The sequence below is a fragment of the Pseudovibrio sp. FO-BEG1 genome, from assembly GCF_000236645.1.
In the GTDB taxonomy this organism is placed as follows: domain Bacteria; phylum Pseudomonadota; class Alphaproteobacteria; order Rhizobiales; family Stappiaceae; genus Pseudovibrio.
In genome coordinates this window covers 4717684-4735954 of the sequence record NC_016642.1, presented here as the reverse complement: position 1 = coordinate 4735954, position 18271 = coordinate 4717684, and the positions used below count along the sequence as shown (strand labels likewise).

General features: G+C 52.8%; 13 protein-coding genes. 5 read left to right on the top strand and 8 right to left on the bottom strand.

The genetic code is table 11. The features are described 5' to 3' along the window. On the bottom strand, positions 1 to 963 hold the full coding sequence (trxB, locus tag PSE_RS21265; protein WP_008547726.1) for a thioredoxin-disulfide reductase: 963 nt from the start codon (positions 961 to 963) through the stop codon (positions 1 to 3). A gap of 63 nt (positions 964 to 1026) precedes the next feature. Next, the gene (locus PSE_RS21260) at positions 1027 to 1986 is read right to left on the bottom strand and encodes a mitochondrial fission ELM1 family protein (RefSeq protein ID WP_014286692.1); all 960 of its coding nucleotides are present in this window, start codon (positions 1984 to 1986) and stop codon (positions 1027 to 1029) included. A 161-nt stretch (positions 1987 to 2147) separates the two neighbouring features. Between PSE_RS21260 and PSE_RS21255 the strand changes: the two genes are divergently transcribed. Next, the gene (locus PSE_RS21255; RefSeq protein WP_008547806.1) at positions 2148 to 2630 is read left to right on the top strand and encodes an Lrp/AsnC family transcriptional regulator; all 483 of its coding nucleotides are present in this window, start codon (positions 2148 to 2150) and stop codon (positions 2628 to 2630) included. 325 nt (positions 2631 to 2955) lie between these two features. Here PSE_RS21255 and PSE_RS21250 read toward each other — a convergent pair whose 3' ends face one another. From PSE_RS21250 to PSE_RS21235, 4 genes are all read right to left on the bottom strand, one after another. Further along, positions 2956 to 4296 carry a globin-coupled sensor protein gene (locus PSE_RS21250; RefSeq protein ID WP_014286691.1) on the bottom strand — a complete coding sequence of 447 codons (1341 nt, stop codon included), beginning with the start codon at positions 4294 to 4296 and terminating at the stop codon, positions 2956 to 2958. 388 nt (positions 4297 to 4684) lie between these two features. After that, positions 4685 to 5158 carry a transcription elongation factor GreA gene (greA, locus tag PSE_RS21245; protein WP_008547672.1) on the bottom strand — a complete coding sequence of 158 codons (474 nt, stop codon included), beginning with the start codon at positions 5156 to 5158 and terminating at the stop codon, positions 4685 to 4687. A 95-nt stretch (positions 5159 to 5253) separates the two neighbouring features. Continuing rightward, positions 5254 to 8616 carry a carbamoyl-phosphate synthase large subunit gene (gene carB / locus PSE_RS21240; RefSeq protein ID WP_014286689.1) on the bottom strand — a complete coding sequence of 1121 codons (3363 nt, stop codon included), beginning with the start codon at positions 8614 to 8616 and terminating at the stop codon, positions 5254 to 5256. Between the two features lie 178 nt (positions 8617 to 8794). After that, positions 8795 to 9028 carry a helix-turn-helix transcriptional regulator gene (locus PSE_RS21235; RefSeq protein WP_041768741.1) on the bottom strand — a complete coding sequence of 78 codons (234 nt, stop codon included), beginning with the start codon at positions 9026 to 9028 and terminating at the stop codon, positions 8795 to 8797. Between the two features lie 1307 nt (positions 9029 to 10335). Here PSE_RS21235 and PSE_RS21230 point away from each other — a divergent pair. Continuing rightward, entirely contained in the window at positions 10336 to 10785 is a 450-nt protein-coding gene (locus PSE_RS21230; protein ID WP_208978965.1) for a MerR family transcriptional regulator, read from the top strand. A gap of 145 nt (positions 10786 to 10930) precedes the next feature. Here the strand turns inward: PSE_RS21230 and carA are convergent, their stop codons facing one another. Beyond that, the gene (gene carA, locus PSE_RS21225) at positions 10931 to 12121 is read right to left on the bottom strand and encodes a glutamine-hydrolyzing carbamoyl-phosphate synthase small subunit (RefSeq protein WP_014286685.1); all 1191 of its coding nucleotides are present in this window, start codon (positions 12119 to 12121) and stop codon (positions 10931 to 10933) included. 250 nt (positions 12122 to 12371) lie between these two features. Between carA and PSE_RS21220 the strand changes: the two genes are divergently transcribed. From PSE_RS21220 to rpoD, 3 genes are all read left to right on the top strand, one after another. Next, positions 12372 to 12833, top strand: coding sequence for a GatB/YqeY domain-containing protein (locus tag PSE_RS21220; RefSeq protein ID WP_008547492.1), 462 nt, complete (start codon positions 12372 to 12374; stop codon positions 12831 to 12833). Positions 12834 to 13014: 181 nt separating this feature from the next. Beyond that, a complete protein-coding gene (gene dnaG, locus PSE_RS21215) occupies positions 13015 to 14973 on the top strand; it encodes a DNA primase (RefSeq protein ID WP_041768740.1) in 1959 nt (652 codons plus the stop codon). Between the two features lie 539 nt (positions 14974 to 15512). Further along, on the top strand, positions 15513 to 17618 hold the full coding sequence (rpoD, locus tag PSE_RS21210) for an RNA polymerase sigma factor RpoD (RefSeq protein WP_041768739.1): 2106 nt from the start codon (positions 15513 to 15515) through the stop codon (positions 17616 to 17618). 66 nt (positions 17619 to 17684) lie between these two features. Here rpoD and PSE_RS21205 read toward each other — a convergent pair whose 3' ends face one another. Next, positions 17685 to 18182: a hypothetical protein gene (locus PSE_RS21205; protein WP_014286680.1), complete on the bottom strand. Its 498-nt coding sequence runs from the start codon at positions 18180 to 18182 to the stop codon at positions 17685 to 17687. Positions 18183 to 18271: the final 89 nt, after the last annotated feature.

Here is an 18271-nt window from a genome sequence, read left to right as displayed (position 1 = left end):
TTATTCAGCTGCTTCGGTTTCAGCTTCCAGAGCTGCCAGATAGCGTTCTGCTTCCAGTGCAGCCATACAGCCCATTCCTGCTGCTGTTACAGCCTGACGGTAGTGCTCGTCTGTCACGTCGCCAGCTGCGTACACACCCGGAATGGAGGTCTGAGTTGAATCAGCTTCGGTCCAAATGTAACCGGATTCCTTCATCTTTACCTGATCTTTAACAAGATCAACCGCTGGAGCGTGTCCGATTGCGATGAATACGCCGTCAGTGGACATCTCGGTCGTTTCACCGGTCTTGCGGTTTTTCAGGCGAACACCGGTCACAACAGCAGGGCTTTCGGTGCCGAGGATTTCTTCCACCTGGCTGTCCCAGATCACTTCGATCTTCTCGTTTTTGAAGAGACGGTCCTGAAGGATCTTTTCGGAGCGCAGGGCATCACGGCGGTGAACCAGAGTGACCTTGCTTGCGAGGTTTGCGAGGTAAAGCGCTTCTTCAACAGCGGTGTTGCCGCCGCCAACCACAACAACTTCCTTGCCGCGGTAGAAGAAACCGTCACAGGTTGCACATGCGGACACGCCGCCTGCCTGATACTTTTCTTCGGATGGCAGGCCGAGCCATTTCGCCTGTGCACCGGTTGCGATGACGAGTGCGTCTGCGGTGTAGATGGTGCCGCTGTCGCCCTTCAGTTCAAACGGACGCTTGGACAGGTCAGCTTCCAGAATGGTGTCGTAATCGATCTTGGTGCCGACGTTTTCTGCCTGTTTGCGCATTTCTTCCACCAGCCATGGACCCTGAATCGGATCAGCAAAGCCTGGGTAGTTTTCAACGTCGGTGGTGATGGTCAGCTGACCGCCGGTCTGCACACCTGTGACCAGGAGCGGCTCCAGCATTGCGCGCGCGCCATAGATGGCGGCGGTGTAGCCTGCAGGACCGGATCCTACGATCAAGAGTTTGGTGTGCTTAACAGTCATTTCCTCAGAACCTTTAATTTCGTGCGCGCTTGGATAGTACCAGTGCAGTGTTAGGGAGGGGTTCTATCCGCTCGCTTGCTTTTGTTCAATCGCTTTGGATATGGCATCCGCAATATCCGGTGTTGCGTCTATCGGTTCATAAGTAGGTGCTAATATGTCTCCGGGGAAGGGATGAAGTACTCCCAAACCCTCCATTTTTGATAAAAACCTATCAAACTTCTTGTGAGCACCTGTTGGACGGAAGCCGTAAATAGGCTTTCCGGTGGCTGCGGCTTCACCCACCATGTTGGTGGAGTCCGTTGTAACAACAATGATTTCTGCGTTCGCCAGATACTGCACGATCGGGTTTTCGCCCTCACCATTCCAGAACAAGTTGCCTTCAGATCTGCCAAGGTCGTGCAGCTCGGTCGCCAGCTCGCGTGGGGTACGGCGGGAGCAGGTGATCATGAGAGAATGGGTCTGCGACAGATTTTTAAGTGCGGCGAGAAGCGTGTTGATATTTTCGGGCGTAAAGGTGTGGTGCTGGGAGTTGCCACCAATCAACACGGCTGCTTTTGGCTGTGGCAGGGCAGCGATTTGTTCAAGCGGATTTTCGCGAGCTTCCTGCAGCTTTTGTGCGGAAAAACGATGAGGTGACGTAAGTGTTGTTACTATGTTTTCTCCGGAAATTCCGTCGTGTTCCGGCGCCCAGACAAAATCAGCAAATTTGCTGTTGATCTTTGGGTCCTTCAGGAAAACAGTAAAGGTCTGGCCCTTGGAAAGCCGCTTTAGTGCGCGTAAGTAGGGCACCGCTCTGCGCCCGGATGCAATCGCGACCGCGGGATATGGGGGTGCAAGCGGGCTTTCTGGCTTATGTGGTGCGTCTTTGGGATCTATCGGACCCCATGGCATTGCGTAGGTAAAAAGCTTGCGGGGGGCAACTATTCGAATTTCGTAGGGCAGGTCCAAAGCTTCGGCGACGCCGATGCACTGTGCTACATCTCCGATTTTGCCATCTGTTAAAACCCACAGGTTTTGCGACATTTTGTTCCCCCAGCTTTCGGGAAGTGTCTGCAAAATGCTATTTGTTGATATAGTCTGTCGCAAATAAGCAATAAACTAGCATTTTGCCTAACTTCGTGTTTTAGGCAGTGTTGTAAAACAGGTTAACTGTTAATCCAATAGGACAAGCAAAGGAGACGAGCTTGAAAGCGCGTCTGGATTCGATCGACTGGCAAATTTTGAAGGAGCTGCAGGGAGACGGCCGCATTACCAATGTTGAGCTGGCTCGTCGTGTAGGAATTTCTGCGCCTCCATGTTTGCGCAGGGTTCGAGCCCTGGAAGAAGCAGGACTCATTCGCGGCTACCGCACTCTACTTGATGAGAAACAACTGGGATATGAAGTCACCGCCTTTGTGATGGTTGGATTGCATAACCAAACAGAGAATGATCTCGTCGCTTTTGAAGCGCAAGTCAAGGAATGGCCATTGGTTCGGGAGAGCTACATGGTTTCCGGTGAAGTTGACTTCATCATGCGCTGTACTGCCAAGGATCTGGAGACCTTCCAGAACTTCATTATTCGCGATGTGACCTCCACCAAAAATGTGGATCACGTTCGCACGGCACTGACCATCCGCCGTATCAAGGATGAGCCAAACGTGCCAATCGACAAGCCTGAATATTTCTAGGCTTTCGATATTGGGAGAACTTGCAAACGGCCTTCGCGTAGGAAGGCCGTTTTTTTATGCGCAGTTACGTCCACTCGCCGACTGTGATCGTTATCATCCTGCTGTTGTAAAGCCCTTCAGTGCGGTTTGAGCTTGTTAAGCGCTATCTGGCACCTCTCTTCACAATACGACGGCACAAGGCTCTCTAGAGGGGATTTATCGGCGTTTGTGTTCCCTCTGGGTGTCGTGTCAGCTCCAGAGATGTGAAAGCCGGGATGCCTGCGCATAGAAAAACGGCCCTCCGTTTGGAAGGCCGTTTGATTTCTCAGTTTGTGATCGCGAGCCGTCAGATGGTGCGGATGCTGGTGAAGAACTGGGAGATTTCTTCGGACATCGCTTCGCTCTGCTGGCTGAGCTCTGTTGCGGCGCTGGTCGCGGTGGCAACGGCGCGCTTGGACTCTTCAGCAGTGGCAAGGATGTTGCTCAGCTCGTTGGTTACACCGCGTGCATTTTGAGAGGCAGACTGAATGCTGGACGAGATTTCGTTGGTAGCCACGGTCTGCTGATCGACGGCATCTGCGATCGCTGTTGCGGTGGAGCTGACTTCTTCAATCTTCTGGGAGATTGCAGAGATCTCTTCCACGCAGCGGCGGGTTTCGCTCTGGATTGCGCTGATCTTGGAAGCGATTTCGTCAGTTGCCTGACCGGTCTGGCTGGCGAGGTCTTTCACCTCGCTTGCCACAACCGCAAAGCCTCGGCCAGCTTCACCTGCACGGGCTGCCTCAATGGTGGCGTTGAGTGCGAGGAGGTTTGTCTGTTCTGCGATTGCGCTGATCAGCTCGGTGACGGCGCCGATCTCGTTGGTCGCGGTCTGGAGGCCGAGAACGGTATCGTTGGTGCGCTCAGCGTCCTTGGACACAGTGCGGGCGGTTTCTGCAGAACGGCTGACCTGACTGCCGATCTCTGAGACGTTGGCAGACATCTCTTCCACCGCAGCAGCGCCGGAGTGAACGTCAGAAGCGGTGTAGTCAGCGGACTGGCTGGCGGCTTCTGCTGCCATCTGGCTCTGTTCTGAGGTTTCGCGCAGGGTGAGAGCGGAGTTCTCAACGCGTGAGCCTACTTCGCCGGTCAGTTCCATGCGCTTGCTGATGGTCTCTTCGAAGGAGTTGATGGCGTTTTCCAGACGGCTGGTGCGCTCATCACGCTCTTCGGTGTAGTGACGATGGTAGGCTGCAACAGCCTGGCCCATGTCGAACATGACAGCCTTCTGAAGTGCAATCAGACTGCGGGAGAGGCGGCCCGGAGAAAAGCGCATCTTGCTGGAAAGGACTTTGGTCAGTTCTTCGAGGATAAACGTATAACCACCTATATACCAGTCCGGCTCAAGGTCGGTGTGCACGTGCGCGCGGCCAATCTTGTCGACGCGTTCCATGTAGGTGGAATCAAAGCCTGCGGTGAAGAGGATCTTCCAGTGGCTCGCTTGAGCTGATTTCAAGCCAGGGACTTTGCCCGCAACTTTCTTTTTCAGCTCAGGATCAAGCTGAACGTGGTTGTAAAAATCACTTAAAATCTGGGTCAGGTGGCCTTCAACAAGCGGCCAGAGATCTGAAAGTGTTTGTATGGTCTGACTATCGATTTTGAAAAAACCGAGCTGGCTTTTCAGACCTGAAAATGAATTGGTGGTCATGGCAGCAAATTTCCCGTCAATTTGTCGAGTTCATTTGCATTTACAAGGGTTAACAGTAGGTAGATTTATCTATGCTAAATTTCGAATATATACCTAAAATTGTGTGAGTAAGCGCAGATTGTGATGGGATATGAGCTTTTTAGGAGGGCTTGTGTGCCAGATTGTCGCAGATTCCTGCGGCTTTTTCGGCTGTTTGAAGTAAACGCGTTAACTTATCAAAAAACCGATTATCTGTTCTGCAATTAGTGGATAACCCGTGCGGGTTGCATAAAAAATGCCGCACGAGGCGGCACTTTTATTTCTTGAAATCATAGGGAGCTAAATTTCTTCAAAGATTATCTCAGTTCATGAGAAGCTTTGAATCGATGAATTCAGCTCTATAATTTACTTAACCGAATTCGACTTCGACGATCTCGTAACCGCGTGCGCCACCTGGTGCCGCAACTTCAACGCTGTCGCCAACGGACTTGCCGATGAGCGCGCGAGCGATTGGGGAGGAGATGGAAATACGGCCACGTTTCACATCAGCTTCAACATCGCCAACGATCATGTATTTCTTCTCTTCCTCGGTATCTTCGTCAACGAGAGATACGGTTGCACCGAACTTTACAGTGTCGCCGCTGAGTTTGGTCAGATCGATGACTTCTGCGAGGCCGAGAAGACCTTCCAGTTCGTTGATCCGGCCTTCGTTCAGGCTCTGCTGTTCTTTCGCTGCGTGGTATTCCGCATTCTCAGAGAGATCGCCGTGAGCACGGGCTTCGGAAATGGCTGCGATAATGCGCGGGCGTTCTCCGGTTGTGCGATGCTTAAGCTCTTCTGTGAGCATCGCATAACCTTCAGGCGTCATAGGTACCTTTTCCATGGCTCGTACACCTTTCTAACGTTGTGGTGGTGTGGCCCATCACACTAAAAAACTGACCGGGCTGAGCGACCCCAACCCGGACCTGTTAAGCTATCTTAGCAAAAGTAAGATTGTAGGGACCTTACTTCAAGCGTTTTCGCGCGGAAAGCTTCAATGCCTTGAGCTGCTGCTACGGCTCCTGCCACCGTGGTGTAATAAGGAACCTTGTTCATCAGCGCAGCCTGTCGAAGCGACCGACTATCGGAGAGTGCTTGCGCGCCTTCGGTTGTGTTGAAGACGAGCTGAACCTCACCATTCTTGATAGCATCAACGATATGCGGACGCCCTTCAAGCACCTTGTTGACCTTTGCGCACGGGATGCCTTGGTTTTCCAAGTATCTTTGTGTGCCCTCGGTGGATATAATGGAAAATCCTGATGCGACCAGTTTCTTTGCTGCCTCAAGAATTTTCGGTTTGTCTGCATCTTTCAAGGAGATGAAGACGGTTCCACCTTCCGGAATAACGGTGCCGCCGCCGAGCTGAGACTTGGCGAATGCGAAGGAGAAGTCTGTGTCCAGACCCATGACTTCACCCGTGGAGCGCATTTCCGGGCCGAGGACCGTATCAACGCCTGGGAAGCGAGCGAATGGGAAGACAGCTTCCTTAACCGCCACGTGATCCAGCTTCTTAGGCTTCAGATCAAAGGCAGACAGTTTCTCGCCAGCCATCACGCGTGCTGCAATCTTGGCGATTGGCTCACCGATGGTTTTCGCCACGAACGGAACGGTTCTTGATGCGCGTGGGTTCACTTCCAGAACGTAGATCTCTCCGTCCTTGATTGCGAACTGTACGTTCATCAGGCCTACAACGTTCAGAGCGAGCGCAAGTTTACGTGCCTGCTCTTCCAGTTCAGCAAGGGTTTTGTCGTCCAGTGTGTAGGCTGGCAGGGAACATGCGCTGTCGCCGGAGTGGATACCAGCTTCTTCGATATGTTCCATGATGCCACAGATGAAGACGTCTTCGCCGTCGCACAGAGCATCCACGTCCACTTCGATTGCGCCGTCGAGATAACGGTCGAACAGAAGCGGGTTGGTGCCGAGCAGGGTGTTGATCTGGCCGGTCTTATCATTCGGGTACTTGGCGCGCACATCATGCGGCACCAGCTCTGGCAGAGTGCCGAGCAGGTAGTTGTTGAGTGCTTCTTCGTCACGAATGATCTGCATTGCACGGCCACCCAGCACGTAGGATGGGCGAACAACGAGCGGCAGGCCAAGCTGGTTGGCGATCAGGCGGCCTTGCTCAACAGAGTAGGCGATGCCGTTTTCTGGCTGCTTCAGGTCGATCTTGTGCAGCAGGCGCAGGAAGCGATCGCGATCTTCTGCAAGGTCGATCATGTCCGGAGCGGTGCCCAGAATTGGGATACCAGCTTCTACCAGAGCTTCCGCCAGTTTCAGTGGGGTCTGCCCGCCAAACTGTACGATCACGCCCTTCAGGGTGCCTTTAGACTGCTCAAGGCGCAGAATTTCCAGCACGTCTTCGGAGGTGAGTGGTTCGAAGTACAGGCGGTCGGAGGTGTCGTAGTCAGTGGAAACCGTTTCCGGGTTACAGTTGACCATGATGGCTTCGTAGCCAGCGTCCTTCAGAGCGAAGGCCGCGTGACAGCAGCAGTAGTCGAACTCGATGCCCTGACCGATACGGTTTGGACCACCACCCAGAATAACAACCTTCTGGCGCTCGCTTGGCTGTGCTTCACAGGATGGCAGGCCAGCGGTTGGTGTCTCATAGGTGGAGTACATGTAAGCGGTTGGAGAGGCGAACTCTGCGGCGCAGGTGTCGATGCGCTTGTAGACCGGCTTCACGTCCAGCTCAGCGCGCAGAGCAGCGACTTTGTCAGCCGAAGTGTCGGCCAGTACTGCAAGGCGACTGTCGGAGAAGCCCATGGCTTTGACCATGCGCATGGCTTCTGTGTTGTTCGGCAAGCCGTGCTCGACGATCTTCTGTTCCATCTCCACGATTTCCCTGATCTGCTCAAGGAACCATGGATCGATCTTACAGATATCGTAGATCTCTTTGTCGGTGGTGCCCAGGCGCATTGCCTGAGCTACGTTGAGCAGACGGGTTGGCGTAGGTACTGCCAGTGCCTTGCGGATGGCGTTTGAGTCGTCACCGTGGCCGAGGCCGTCGAGGTCGATCGGATCGAGGCCGGTGAGGCCGGTTTCCAGACCGCGCAGGGCTTTCTGCATGCTCTCTTTGAAAGTGCGGCCAATAGCCATCACTTCGCCAACGGACTTCATCGCAGTGGTCAGGGTTGGTTCAGAGCCCGGGAACTTCTCAAATGCAAAGCGTGGGATCTTGGTGACCACGTAGTCGATGGTTGGTTCGAAGGATGCTGGTGTTGCACCGCCGGTGATGTCGTTTTCCAGCTCGTCCAGCGTATATCCAACAGCCAGCTTTGCAGCGATCTTTGCGATCGGGAAGCCGGTCGCCTTGGATGCCAGAGCGGAGGAACGGGATACGCGTGGGTTCATCTCGATGACGACCAGACGTCCGTTGTCCGGGTTCACTGCGAACTGAACGTTGGAACCGCCGGTTTCCACGCCGATCTCACGCAGAACCGCAATCGAGGCGTTCCGCATGATCTGGTATTCTTTGTCCGTCAGGGTGAGGGCAGGGGCGACGGTGATGGAGTCGCCGGTATGCACACCCATTGGGTCGATGTTCTCAATGGAACAAATGATGATGCAGTTGTCCGCTGTGTCGCGAACCACTTCCATCTCGTATTCTTTCCAGCCGAGCAAGCTTTCGTCGATGAGCACCTGACCGTTTGGAGACGCGTCGATACCGGAGCGAACAATCTGTTCGTACTCTTCACGGTTATACGCTACGCCGCCGCCGGTGCCGCCGAGGGTAAAGGCCGGGCGGATGATGGCAGGCAGGCCGATGCTGTCCAGCTGGCGCATGGCTTCTGCGTAGCCTGCACCACGGTCGTATCCGGTGATGTTGCCTTCATCATCAAGGATTGGCGGAGAGGAGGCGATTGCAGCGCGCGGGTTCTCCAGACCGATCTTGTCCATCGCTGCGCGGAACTTCTCACGGTCTTCAGCCTTGTCGATCACGTCGGCTTTTGCACCGATCATCTCGACACCGTGTGCCTTCAGTACGCCTTTGCGGTCCAGCTCCAATGCGCAGTTCAGCGCGGTCTGTCCGCCCATGGTTGGCAGGAGAGCGTCCGGCTTCTCCTTGGCGATGATCTTTTCAACGGCGTCTGCGGTGATTGGCTCGATGTAGGTCGCGTCAGCCAGATCCGGATCGGTCATGATGGTCGCCGGATTGGAGTTCACCAAGATTATTCGGTAGCCCTCATCTCGCAGTGCCTTACAAGCCTGAGTTCCGGAATAATCGAACTCACAGGCTTGACCAATCACGATGGGTCCAGCCCCGATGATCATGATAGATTGGATGTCATTGCGTTTAGGCATGGTGACTCACATATGCTCGCGTTAAAGCACCAGTGCACCCGCATGGTGCTCTGGTGTGCCCTCTATAGGAGTATGTCGGCTGAGCGCGCGTTATAAGAAATATTGGAGTAATTAGAAACCCCAACCAACGCCTATTTCCGAAATAATCCGGTTTTTTTTCTCAAGACTTAAGGGGAGTTTATTCAGCTAAAGTCGAAGTCTCTGTGGGTTTTTCACCATCAAAGTCTGCAATGCCGTGACACAGGGCATAGCAGGCAAGGCGGACTGACTTAGGAATTTCTACCGGTTTACCGTCACGATTGCCGTTTTCGTAATATTGAATCATTCGTTTTTTTAAGCCGAGGCGTTCTGCTGCCTCTTTTTGCTTATAACCCATCGACTTGCGCCAAGCCCGAAACTGAGATGGTTTCATGATACTAACCTAATGATTCCCAGACTGAAAATTCATTGTACAGACTGCTGTATAATAATCAGCATTGGTACTATTGCATATAACAGAATACAAAAGGCGCAAAAATTGCGCTATTTACCTTGATGAGGCGCAATTTGTGCGCTTATAATTGTGGTGTATCAGGAAAACTTCTGTAAGCCTGTGCGATTGATGCACATAAAGCTGAGGTGGCTTTCCATTCATACAGCTCATTAAGGAGATACCCATGCTCAACGAACTCATCCTCTATCGGGCTAATCTGAAGGGCAAAAAGATGGATGTGCATCGGCATGCCACGTTCAGGTTTCAAATCAGACGGATCGTCAATGGCCTCTTGAAGGGCTAAACGCAAGTTCGGGTTTTAACGGCACGTCATTTTGATGTGGTGATTTGAGCGGCGGGGGTACTGGCCGTCGCCTGATTGTTTTGGTTTGCACAAGCTGAAGAAGTTTCAATTAATGAAATTGGGTGGCCAAAATTGTGCAATGCGCATTTTTTAGTGCTTTTTGCTGGTGCGATTTTCCCAATATCCTGCCTGTTTATGTATCAGACTGCCCGTTATCCCCTCTGTACGCGAGGTAAGGTAAAAGTTTTGCAGCGCGAAAAATGAACATCCTGTTTAAAAAATGTGCAGTGCGGTCATTTGGTCGGCCAATTTTCGTTTTGCTGAGAAAGAATAAAGTCAGAGCAGATCTATAGAAGGCGAGTAGTTAAAAGTTTTATTGTTCGTTCTCTCTATCCCTTCGTCATGTTCACATATTATAGACAATATGTAATTGACGGTTTCCTAGTATATCATCTCAGATAACGCAGGAACATCTTTGGAAAATTGACGCGAAATGTAGAATAGATCAGCGTCCTGACAAAATTAGGTGCCGGAATTTTTTCATAATACTTATCTAGTATAACTACTTATGATGTTAATTCTGATATGTCCTAGTGTATACGTTGCATTTACGAAGTAAAAAATGCGAAGGCGGGCTATATTTTATCGGTTTCCTTGTGTAGATTATGAATTGTCCAATATGAATTATCATAGATTTCGTTGAGGACTTTGAAAGTGGGGGTACTCATTCCTCACTGGGAGATGCCTGTATCCATGTTCATATGAACATGGGAAAGCTTCCGCAGTGTGAGTGGGTATCAAATGCTACTACACAAGCTAGTACAGAAGTGGGGGAGTGCAAAAGTTATTAGGGGAATTCATGGAAGCACCGGGTGGGGAGCTGAAATGATGAACTTTTGTAACTCTTCTAAGGTTTAACATACAAACCACCGGGCAAATGGAAATGAACAGTATTCCTAGTAAGCTAGATGTCGCGGCAGATATCGCTGGACCAATTCGTGAGGACGATGGGGACGGTCAGCTGCTGGCAATCTCTGAGATGTCAGAGTTGTTTAGTGTAACTCTGCGTACACTTCGCTTCTATGAGGAGAAGGGCCTTCTTAATCCTGTACGTCGTGGCGCACGCCGCTTCTACAGAGGTCGTGACGTAAGCCGTATGCGCGTGATTTTGCAGGCCAAGAAGATCGGTCTGACGCTTGCAGAAGTTCGTCGCATCATCAAGCTTGTTGAGGGTTCCAGCCCTCGTGCAGACCAGCTTAAAGAACTTCAGGAAATTTGTGGTGCGCAGGAGCAGCTGCTTCATGAGCAGGAGCAAGCGCTTCAGGAACAGATTGCAGAAGTTCGTGGTGTGTCTCAGGCACTGACCAGCATGCTGGAAACAGAAGCAGCTTAATCGCTTCTTCGTTTTCTGAATATGGAACCCGGCTCCATTGGTGCCGGGTTTTTTGTTGTCCTGAGTTTGCAACTCTTGGGTTCTCGGCAAAGAAAAAGCGGGACACCTGGCCCCGCTTTCAATCGTTTTTTACTGTCTGGCTCTATTATGCAGCCGCTGCAGCCTTGTGGTTCTCGATCTGCTCAATGAAGCGAGAGAACAGGTAGTGACTGTCCTGCGGGCCCGGGGATGCTTCCGGGTGGTGCTGTACTGAGAAGACAGGAGCATCTTTTACACGCAGACCACAGTTGGTGCCGTCAAACAGAGAAACGTGTGTTTCTTCCACGTTGTCTGGCAGGCTACCAGCGCTCACAGCAAAGCCGTGGTTCATGCTGGTGATCTCAACCTTGTTGGTGGTGTAATCGTGGACCGGGTGGTTTGCACCGTGGTGGCCCTGATGCATCTTCTGAGTGGTTCCGCCCAGTGCAAGTGCCAGCATCTGGTGACCGAGGCAGATGCCGAAGAGCGGCAGGCCAGACTTTACCAGACCCTGGATGGTTGGAACCGCATACTCACCTGTTGCTGCTGGATCACCAGGACCGTTGGAGAGGAACACTCCGTCTGGCTTCAGCGCAAGGATGTCATCAGCTGAGGTGTTTGCAGGCACAACTGTTACACGGCAGCCAGCTTCAGCCAGCAGACGCAGGATGTTACGCTTTACGCCGAAGTCCATTGCCACTACGTGGTGGGCTGGCTTGTCCTGAGCGCCGAAACCGTCATTCCATTCCCAGGTGGTTTCGTTCCAGTCGTAGGTCTTCTGCGTGCTGACGCCTTTTGCAAGGTCCATGCCTTCCAGATCTGGCAGGCTGGCAGCTTCTGCTTTCAGTGCGTCCACATCAAACTCGCCTTCAGGATTATGCGCGATGATGGCGTTCTGCATGCCTTTTTCGCGGATGAGAGCGGTGAGTGCTCGGGTGTCCACGCCTGTCAGACCAACAATGCCGCGGGCTTTAAGCCAGGCATCGAAGTGATTGCCAGAGCGGTAGTTGGAAGGAGTGGTGATGTCGGTGCGCAGAATCGCACCACGAACGCCATTGGTGCCTTCCATGTCTACAGTTTCGATATCATCTTCGTTGGTTCCCACATTACCTACATGAGGGAACGTGAAGGTGATGATCTGTCCTGCGTAGGAAGGATCTGTGAGAATCTCTTCATACCCGGTCATTGCCGTATTGAAGCAGACTTCGCCGGACGCTTTTCCAAGAGCTCCAACGCCTCGGCCTTCAATGACTGTGCCATCTGCGAGAACGAGGAGGGCGGTAGGTTTGGGTGCTGACCACGCGTCTTGAGCTTTCATCACTTGCTTTCTTGATACGGTTGATGACAATATGCGTCCATCTGAAACGCACCGAAGGGACTTGACTTTGGCGCGTCACAGTCGCATCAAGGCCGGGACCATAGGAGAAGGGGTCACTCTGGTCAATATCACTCGTGTAGAAATAATCGCGCGCGAGTTACAGGAAATTAGCCTAAATCAGAAGGATGAGGCGTCTTATCCGGGATTTAGAGAGCCTCTTTTAAAGTTTCCGCGTCAGGGTTCCTTTAGTATGTTGCGAGACAAAATAGCGAATGCGCTGAAAGCCGCGCAAGAAGACAATAACAAGAGACGTGCCGCCACGTTGCGCCTGATAACCGCTGCCATCATGGACCGGGATATGGCTGCTCGTGAGCAGGGACGCGATGGCTTGAGCGAAGAAGAGCTTATGGACCTGCTGCACACCATGCTGGTACAGCGTGAGCAGGAAGCGACGCACTGTGAAGCGAGCGGTAAGGTTGAGCTTGCTGTACAGGAACGCGAGGAAGCGGAAATGATCCGTGAGTTCCTGCCTTCTCAGCTGAGCGAGTACGAAATGAAGCTTGTTTGTCAAACAGTTGTCGAGTGCGTTGAAGCGCGCGGACTGCGTGACATGGGCCGTTGCATGGCCGAGCTGAAAGAGCGTTATCCGGGCCAGATGGACTTTGCGAAGGCCAGCTGCATGGTCAAGCAAATGCTCCGTGCTCCGCAATAAATCCGTATTTCCGGAGCACTTTTAGGTCGCCGCGTCGTCATGATGCGGCTTTTCTTTTTTCCTGAAGCAAATTCATGCGTTAAGCCAGTGTTCTGGGGGTTTTGCTGGCTTCTCCGGGGGGACATGGTTATAAAATAGCCATGTCAGCTGCTTTCGGGCCAAAACCACACTATGGACTACTATGCGCTTTGATCAGCTCTTCCTTGATGACATTCGCAACCGCGTTTCGCTTACGGACGTGGTGGGGCGACGTGTAACCTGGGATCGACGCAAATCGCAGCCCGGAAAGGGCGACTATTGGGCCTGCTGTCCCTTCCATTCTGAGAAGTCTCCGAGCTTCCACGTGGATGAGCGTCGCAACCGCTATAAGTGCTTTGGTTGTGGTGAAAGTGGAGATCATTTCAAGTTTCTGATGGAGACAGAGGGCCTCAGTTTTCCTGAAGCTGTGGAAGAATTGGCCGGTTTGGCAGGAATCGCTATGCCCGCGCCGGACCCTCAGGCGGCGAAACGTGCTGCTAAACGCAATACACTGACCGATGTCTGTGAGATGGCGGCGCGGTATTATCGCCATATGTTCCAGTCTGCAGAAGGTCGTGCAGCGCAAGAGTATGTGCAGCGGCGCGGTTTGTCGGCAGAGACGCTGAATGAGTTTCAGTTCGGGTTTGCACCTCCGGGCCGCGATAACCTGAAAAAGGCATTGATGGCGAAAGACATCAGTGAAGCTGAGCTGATTGAGGTTGGCCTGCTGATCAAGCCCGATGATGGCCGTCCTTCCTATGACCGGTTCCGCAATCGTCTTATGATCCCGATCCACGACGATCGCGGCAGAGCGGTGGCGTTTGGTGGCCGAACCATGGATCCGGATGGGCAACCGAAGTATCTGAACTCGCCGGAAACGCCGCTCTTCCATAAAGGGACGATGCTGTTCAATGCTCACCGCGCCCGCCAGCCTGCTTATGAAGCCGGGCAGGCGATTGTGGTGGAAGGGTATATGGATGCCATCGCTCTTTGGCAGGCGGGTATGAAAGGCACGGTCGCGAGCCTTGGTACTGCGTTCACTGAAGACCAGATCATGCGGCTCTGGAAGTTTGCCGATGAGCCGGTGATCTGTTTCGATGGTGACGTAGCCGGTATCTCTGCTGCGCATAGAGCCGTCGACCGTATTCTGCCTGTGCTGACCAGTGGCAAGTCCTTCCAGTTTGCGTTCTTGCCAGACGGGCAGGACCCGGATGATGTGATCAACGCTGGTGGCACCTCTGCCATGTATGGCGAGTTGGAGAAAGCGCTGCCGCTTTCCGAGGTTGTCTGGCAGCGTGAGAGTGAGCATGCGCGGATTGATACGCCAGAGCGTAAGGCGGCCCTTGAGAAGGCCGTTGAAGATCTGGTGGGGACCATCAAGGATGAGCGCGTTCAAAAGCGCTACCGGATGGACCTTCGCCTCAAGCTCTCTAATCTGTTTTATGAGGAAAGCCGACGGAACCGCGGGCAGGGCGGTGGCCGTGATGGTGGCTGGCGTGGCCCGCAAGGTGGCAATGACCGTGCTTCTCTGGCCAAGGTGGAAGCGCCGGATACGCCAGCTTATGGCGTGGAGCGCAGCTTCTGCACCATGTGCCTGATGTATCCGGAGCTGTTTGAGCGTCACTTCGAACGCATTTCGCAGCTGACCTACTCCAACGAGCTGCACTCTATGTTCATGGCGGCATTGGTGCGGATTGCGACGGATCTTGCAGAAGGAGCTGTCACGCAGATCTACAACAAGCTGGATGAGCGGTTCTACCAGATCCTGCAGGAAGCCATTGTGAGCTCGAAGAGTGAGGATGATGGCAGCAAGAGCACAACGTTGCGGCGTTGGGATGCGCTGACCAATCGTCTGCAGATCCTGAAAGAAGATCCGCCGGAAGACTTCGTGGAGATGCTGTTCCTGAACTATGCGGATATGCTTGAGTTGCGCATGTTGGAGTTGGAGCTTGAGCACGAGACGCGGGCGATGGAGCAGGATCTGACAGAAGAAAGCTGGAGCCGTTTTCAGGCCTTGCAGCAGGATCTGTCTCGCCGCCGTGAGGAATGTTTGCGTGATGAGCAGGAGCTGGCAGAGCGTGCCGCCAAGATGCGCTCTACGAAAAGTTCCGTTCTTGCATAACGTCTGAAGCGGAATTTCCGGTCAATTTGTCAGCTCACCCTGCGGGATTGGGTGATGACAACTTGAGGTAGATTTGTGATAGAAGAGCTGTTGTTTTTCAAAGTTATCCAGAAAAACTGGCAATGATCTGTCCAAAATCCCCCAGAATCAGATTGACCAAGCCGAATCGCCCTTGCGAATCACAAAAGGCGAGCTACATACACTAAGTCAGACAGCCGATACGAGCGCCCGTTGACCCGAGATGTCACTAGAGCGGCGAAATCATAGTCGGATAATCAGCGCTGTCGATGCCTGGAATGTGCCGGAGACGGCCTAAAACGGTAGGGATGCCGGTGAGCACTCCTGCCCGTATGTGTTTTGGGTTTTCAATTCCGTGAAAACATTTTGATACCAGGGTTAAGTCAGGTTTAAGGGACTTTGCGTTAAACCCCAAAGTCAAATGTGATTCAAATGCTACCTGTGTGGGTTCATGCACGGGGGCGATGGGTTGCGTAACGCAATAGTTCGCTGGCGCACGACCAGCGACTTTGGAGCAGAATATGGCGACGAAGGCGACACAAGCTGAAGATACGCAGGAACCGGCAGGCGCAGAAGGACAAGATGGTCCTCTCTTGGATTTGTCGGTCGCCGCCGTCAAGAAAATGATCAAGACCGCAAAAAAACGCGGTTACATCACTTATGACGAACTGAATGAAGTTCTTCCTCCTGATCAGGTGAGCTCTGAGCAGATTGAAGACACCATGTCGCTTCTTTCTGAAATGGGCATCAACGTTGTTGAGGCGGAAGATGCGGAAGAGGGTAAAGAGGAAGAAGATGCACCGGCTGCTGTAGATGGCGGTGAGCTGGTTGTTGCGTCTTCAACTGCTGTTACCAAGACTTCCACTGCTAAAGAACCAACCGACCGTACCGATGATCCGGTGCGTATGTACCTGCGCGAGATGGGCTCTGTTGAGCTTCTTTCCCGTGAAGGTGAAATTGCGATTGCAAAGCGCATTGAGGCTGGCCGTGAGGCTATGATCTCTGGTCTTTGCGAAAGCCCGCTGACCTTCCAGGCGATTATCATCTGGGGTGAGGAACTGGCCGAAGGCAAAGTTCTGCTGCGTGACATTATTGATCTGGATGCGACTTACTCTGGTCCTGGTGATGCAGGTGGTCCGTCTGACGATGATCTGTCCGAGCAGGAAGAAGCCGGTGAGGGTGAAGTTCCTGAAGCGGTTCGCCAGAAGGAAAAAGAAGAAGCCCGCAAGCGCAAGGAAGAAGAAGCACGCAAAGCCAATGGTGCTGCTGCTCCAGCTCCTGCAGCTGATGGCACTCAGGGTGAGCAGACCGGCGAAGGTGGCGAAGCGACTGACGACGACGACGACGAGTACGAGGCAAACGTTTCTCTTTCCGTGATGGAAGCAGAACTGAAGCCTATGGTCGTTGAGATCTTTGACAAGATCACCGAGGACTACAAGAAGCTGCGTAAGCTTCAGGATCAGCTGGTTGAAAACAAGCTGGCCAACAAGACCTTGTCCCCGTCTCAGGAGCGTCGTTACAAGAAGCTCAAAGAAGACATTATTGCTGAAGTGAAGAGCCTGCACCTCAATGCAAACCGTATTGAGACACTGGTTCAGCAGCTGTACTCCATCAACAAAATGCTGATGGGGTATGAGGGCCGCCTGCTGCGTCTTGCAGACAGCAACGGCGTGAACCGCGCTGACTTCATCAAACACTATCAGGGTTCTGAACTGGACCCGAACTGGATCCGCAAAGTTGCAAACCTTTCTGGCCGTGGCTGGAAGAAGTTTGTAACCAACGACGGTGACATGATCCGCGAACTACGCGGCGAGATTCAGTCCCTTGCGACTGAGACTGGCCTCGAGATCACCGAATTCCGCACTCTGGTTTCCATGGTGCAGAAGGGTGAGCGCGAAGCACGTATCGCGAAGAAGGAAATGGTGGAAGCGAACCTTCGTCTCGTTATCTCCATTGCCAAAAAATACACCAACCGTGGCCTGCAGTTCCTGGATCTCATTCAGGAAGGTAACATTGGCCTCATGAAGGCGGTAGACAAGTTCGAATACCGCCGCGGTTACAAGTTCTCCACCTATGCGACCTGGTGGATTCGTCAGGCGATCACCCGATCCATCGCGGATCAGGCGCGCACCATCCGTATTCCGGTGCACATGATCGAGACGATCAACAAGATCGTTCGTACCTCTCGTCAGATGCTTCACGAGATTGGCCGTGAGCCAACTCCGGAAGAGCTCTCTGAAAAGCTGCAGATGCCGCTTGAGAAGGTCCGTAAGGTGCTGAAGATCGCTAAGGAGCCTATCTCCCTTGAAACACCGATTGGTGACGAGGAAGACAGCCATCTTGGTGACTTCATCGAGGATAAAAATGCCATCCTGCCGATTGATGCGGCTATTCAGGCGAACCTTCGTGAGACCACGACCCGCGTTCTGGCGTCGCTCACACCTCGTGAAGAGCGTGTTCTGCGTATGCGCTTCGGTATCGGCATGAACACCGACCACACTCTGGAAGAGGTTGGTCAGCAGTTCTCCGTTACCCGTGAGCGTATCCGTCAGATTGAAGCGAAAGCCCTGCGCAAGCTGAAGCACCCAAGCCGCTCCCGCAAACTGCGGAGCTTCCTGGACAGCTAAGCTGCTGCACTGGTTGAGAATTAAGAAGCCGGTCTCTGTGAAGGGGCCGGCTTTTTTGTTGGGTGCTTATTGCGGAGGGAGCTGGAGGATGAGCTTCTTGTTCAGCTCAAGAGCCTGACTGTTACCACGCAGAGCCTCATCCAACTGGTTTTGCAGCTTTTGCGTTTCTCTGCTCTGCAGGAGTTCGTCCTGAGGGGAGGGGGATGGCAAGGGAACAAAGGATGGTCTTCGTCGGTCTATGGCCCCGTTCGGCACCACTGGAGAAGGGCTTCGCAACAATGCGCTGTTGAGTTGGGTAACTTGCTTTTTTAAGGTATCAATCTCAATTTTGGCTGAGGAGAGCGCCGCATTGCTTTGCTTTAATGCGTTTTCCTGCTCGTCCAGAACCAGCTTAAGACCAGCGATGTTGAACTCCGAGATCTTCCAGCCTGCCTTCTTCAGGTGAGCTTTGACGCGCATTCCTGTTTCTTCCGGGTAGGTGAACGCAGCCAGCAGGAAAATGGCGATGACCAGCAGAAAGAAGGCTTTAATCGCGGAGGCTACTGTCTCTAAGAAGTGTACCATGTCAGATTTTCCGATCCTGCAATCGTCAAAGATGTGTGCAGCTTGCCGGAGAACTTGAAGGGAGCCTACTGTCATTTGTTAGGGAGGTC

What these genes read in the sequence shown, in the direction of transcription:
- trxB (WP_008547726.1), bottom strand. Translation starts at nt 963, where the DNA reads ATGACTGTTAAGCACACCAAACTCTTGATCGTAGGATCCGGTCCTGCA.
- PSE_RS21260 (WP_014286692.1), bottom strand. Translation starts at nt 1,986, where the DNA reads ATGTCGCAAAACCTGTGGGTTTTAACAGATGGCAAAATCGGAGATGTA.
- PSE_RS21250 (WP_014286691.1), bottom strand. Translation starts at nt 4,296, where the DNA reads ATGACCACCAATTCATTTTCAGGTCTGAAAAGCCAGCTCGGTTTTTTC.
- greA (WP_008547672.1), bottom strand. Translation starts at nt 5,158, where the DNA reads ATGGAAAAGGTACCTATGACGCCTGAAGGTTATGCGATGCTCACAGAA.
- carB (WP_014286689.1), bottom strand. Translation starts at nt 8,616, where the DNA reads ATGCCTAAACGCAATGACATCCAATCTATCATGATCATCGGGGCTGGA.
- PSE_RS21235 (WP_041768741.1), bottom strand. Translation starts at nt 9,028, where the DNA reads ATGAAACCATCTCAGTTTCGGGCTTGGCGCAAGTCGATGGGTTATAAG.
- PSE_RS21230 (WP_208978965.1), top strand. Translation starts at nt 10,336, where the DNA reads ATGAACAGTATTCCTAGTAAGCTAGATGTCGCGGCAGATATCGCTGGA.
- carA (WP_014286685.1), bottom strand. Translation starts at nt 12,121, where the DNA reads ATGAAAGCTCAAGACGCGTGGTCAGCACCCAAACCTACCGCCCTCCTC.
- PSE_RS21220 (WP_008547492.1), top strand. Translation starts at nt 12,372, where the DNA reads ATGTTGCGAGACAAAATAGCGAATGCGCTGAAAGCCGCGCAAGAAGAC.
- dnaG (WP_041768740.1), top strand. Translation starts at nt 13,015, where the DNA reads ATGCGCTTTGATCAGCTCTTCCTTGATGACATTCGCAACCGCGTTTCG.
- rpoD (WP_041768739.1), top strand. Translation starts at nt 15,513, where the DNA reads ATGGCGACGAAGGCGACACAAGCTGAAGATACGCAGGAACCGGCAGGC.
- PSE_RS21205 (WP_014286680.1), bottom strand. Translation starts at nt 18,182, where the DNA reads ATGGTACACTTCTTAGAGACAGTAGCCTCCGCGATTAAAGCCTTCTTT.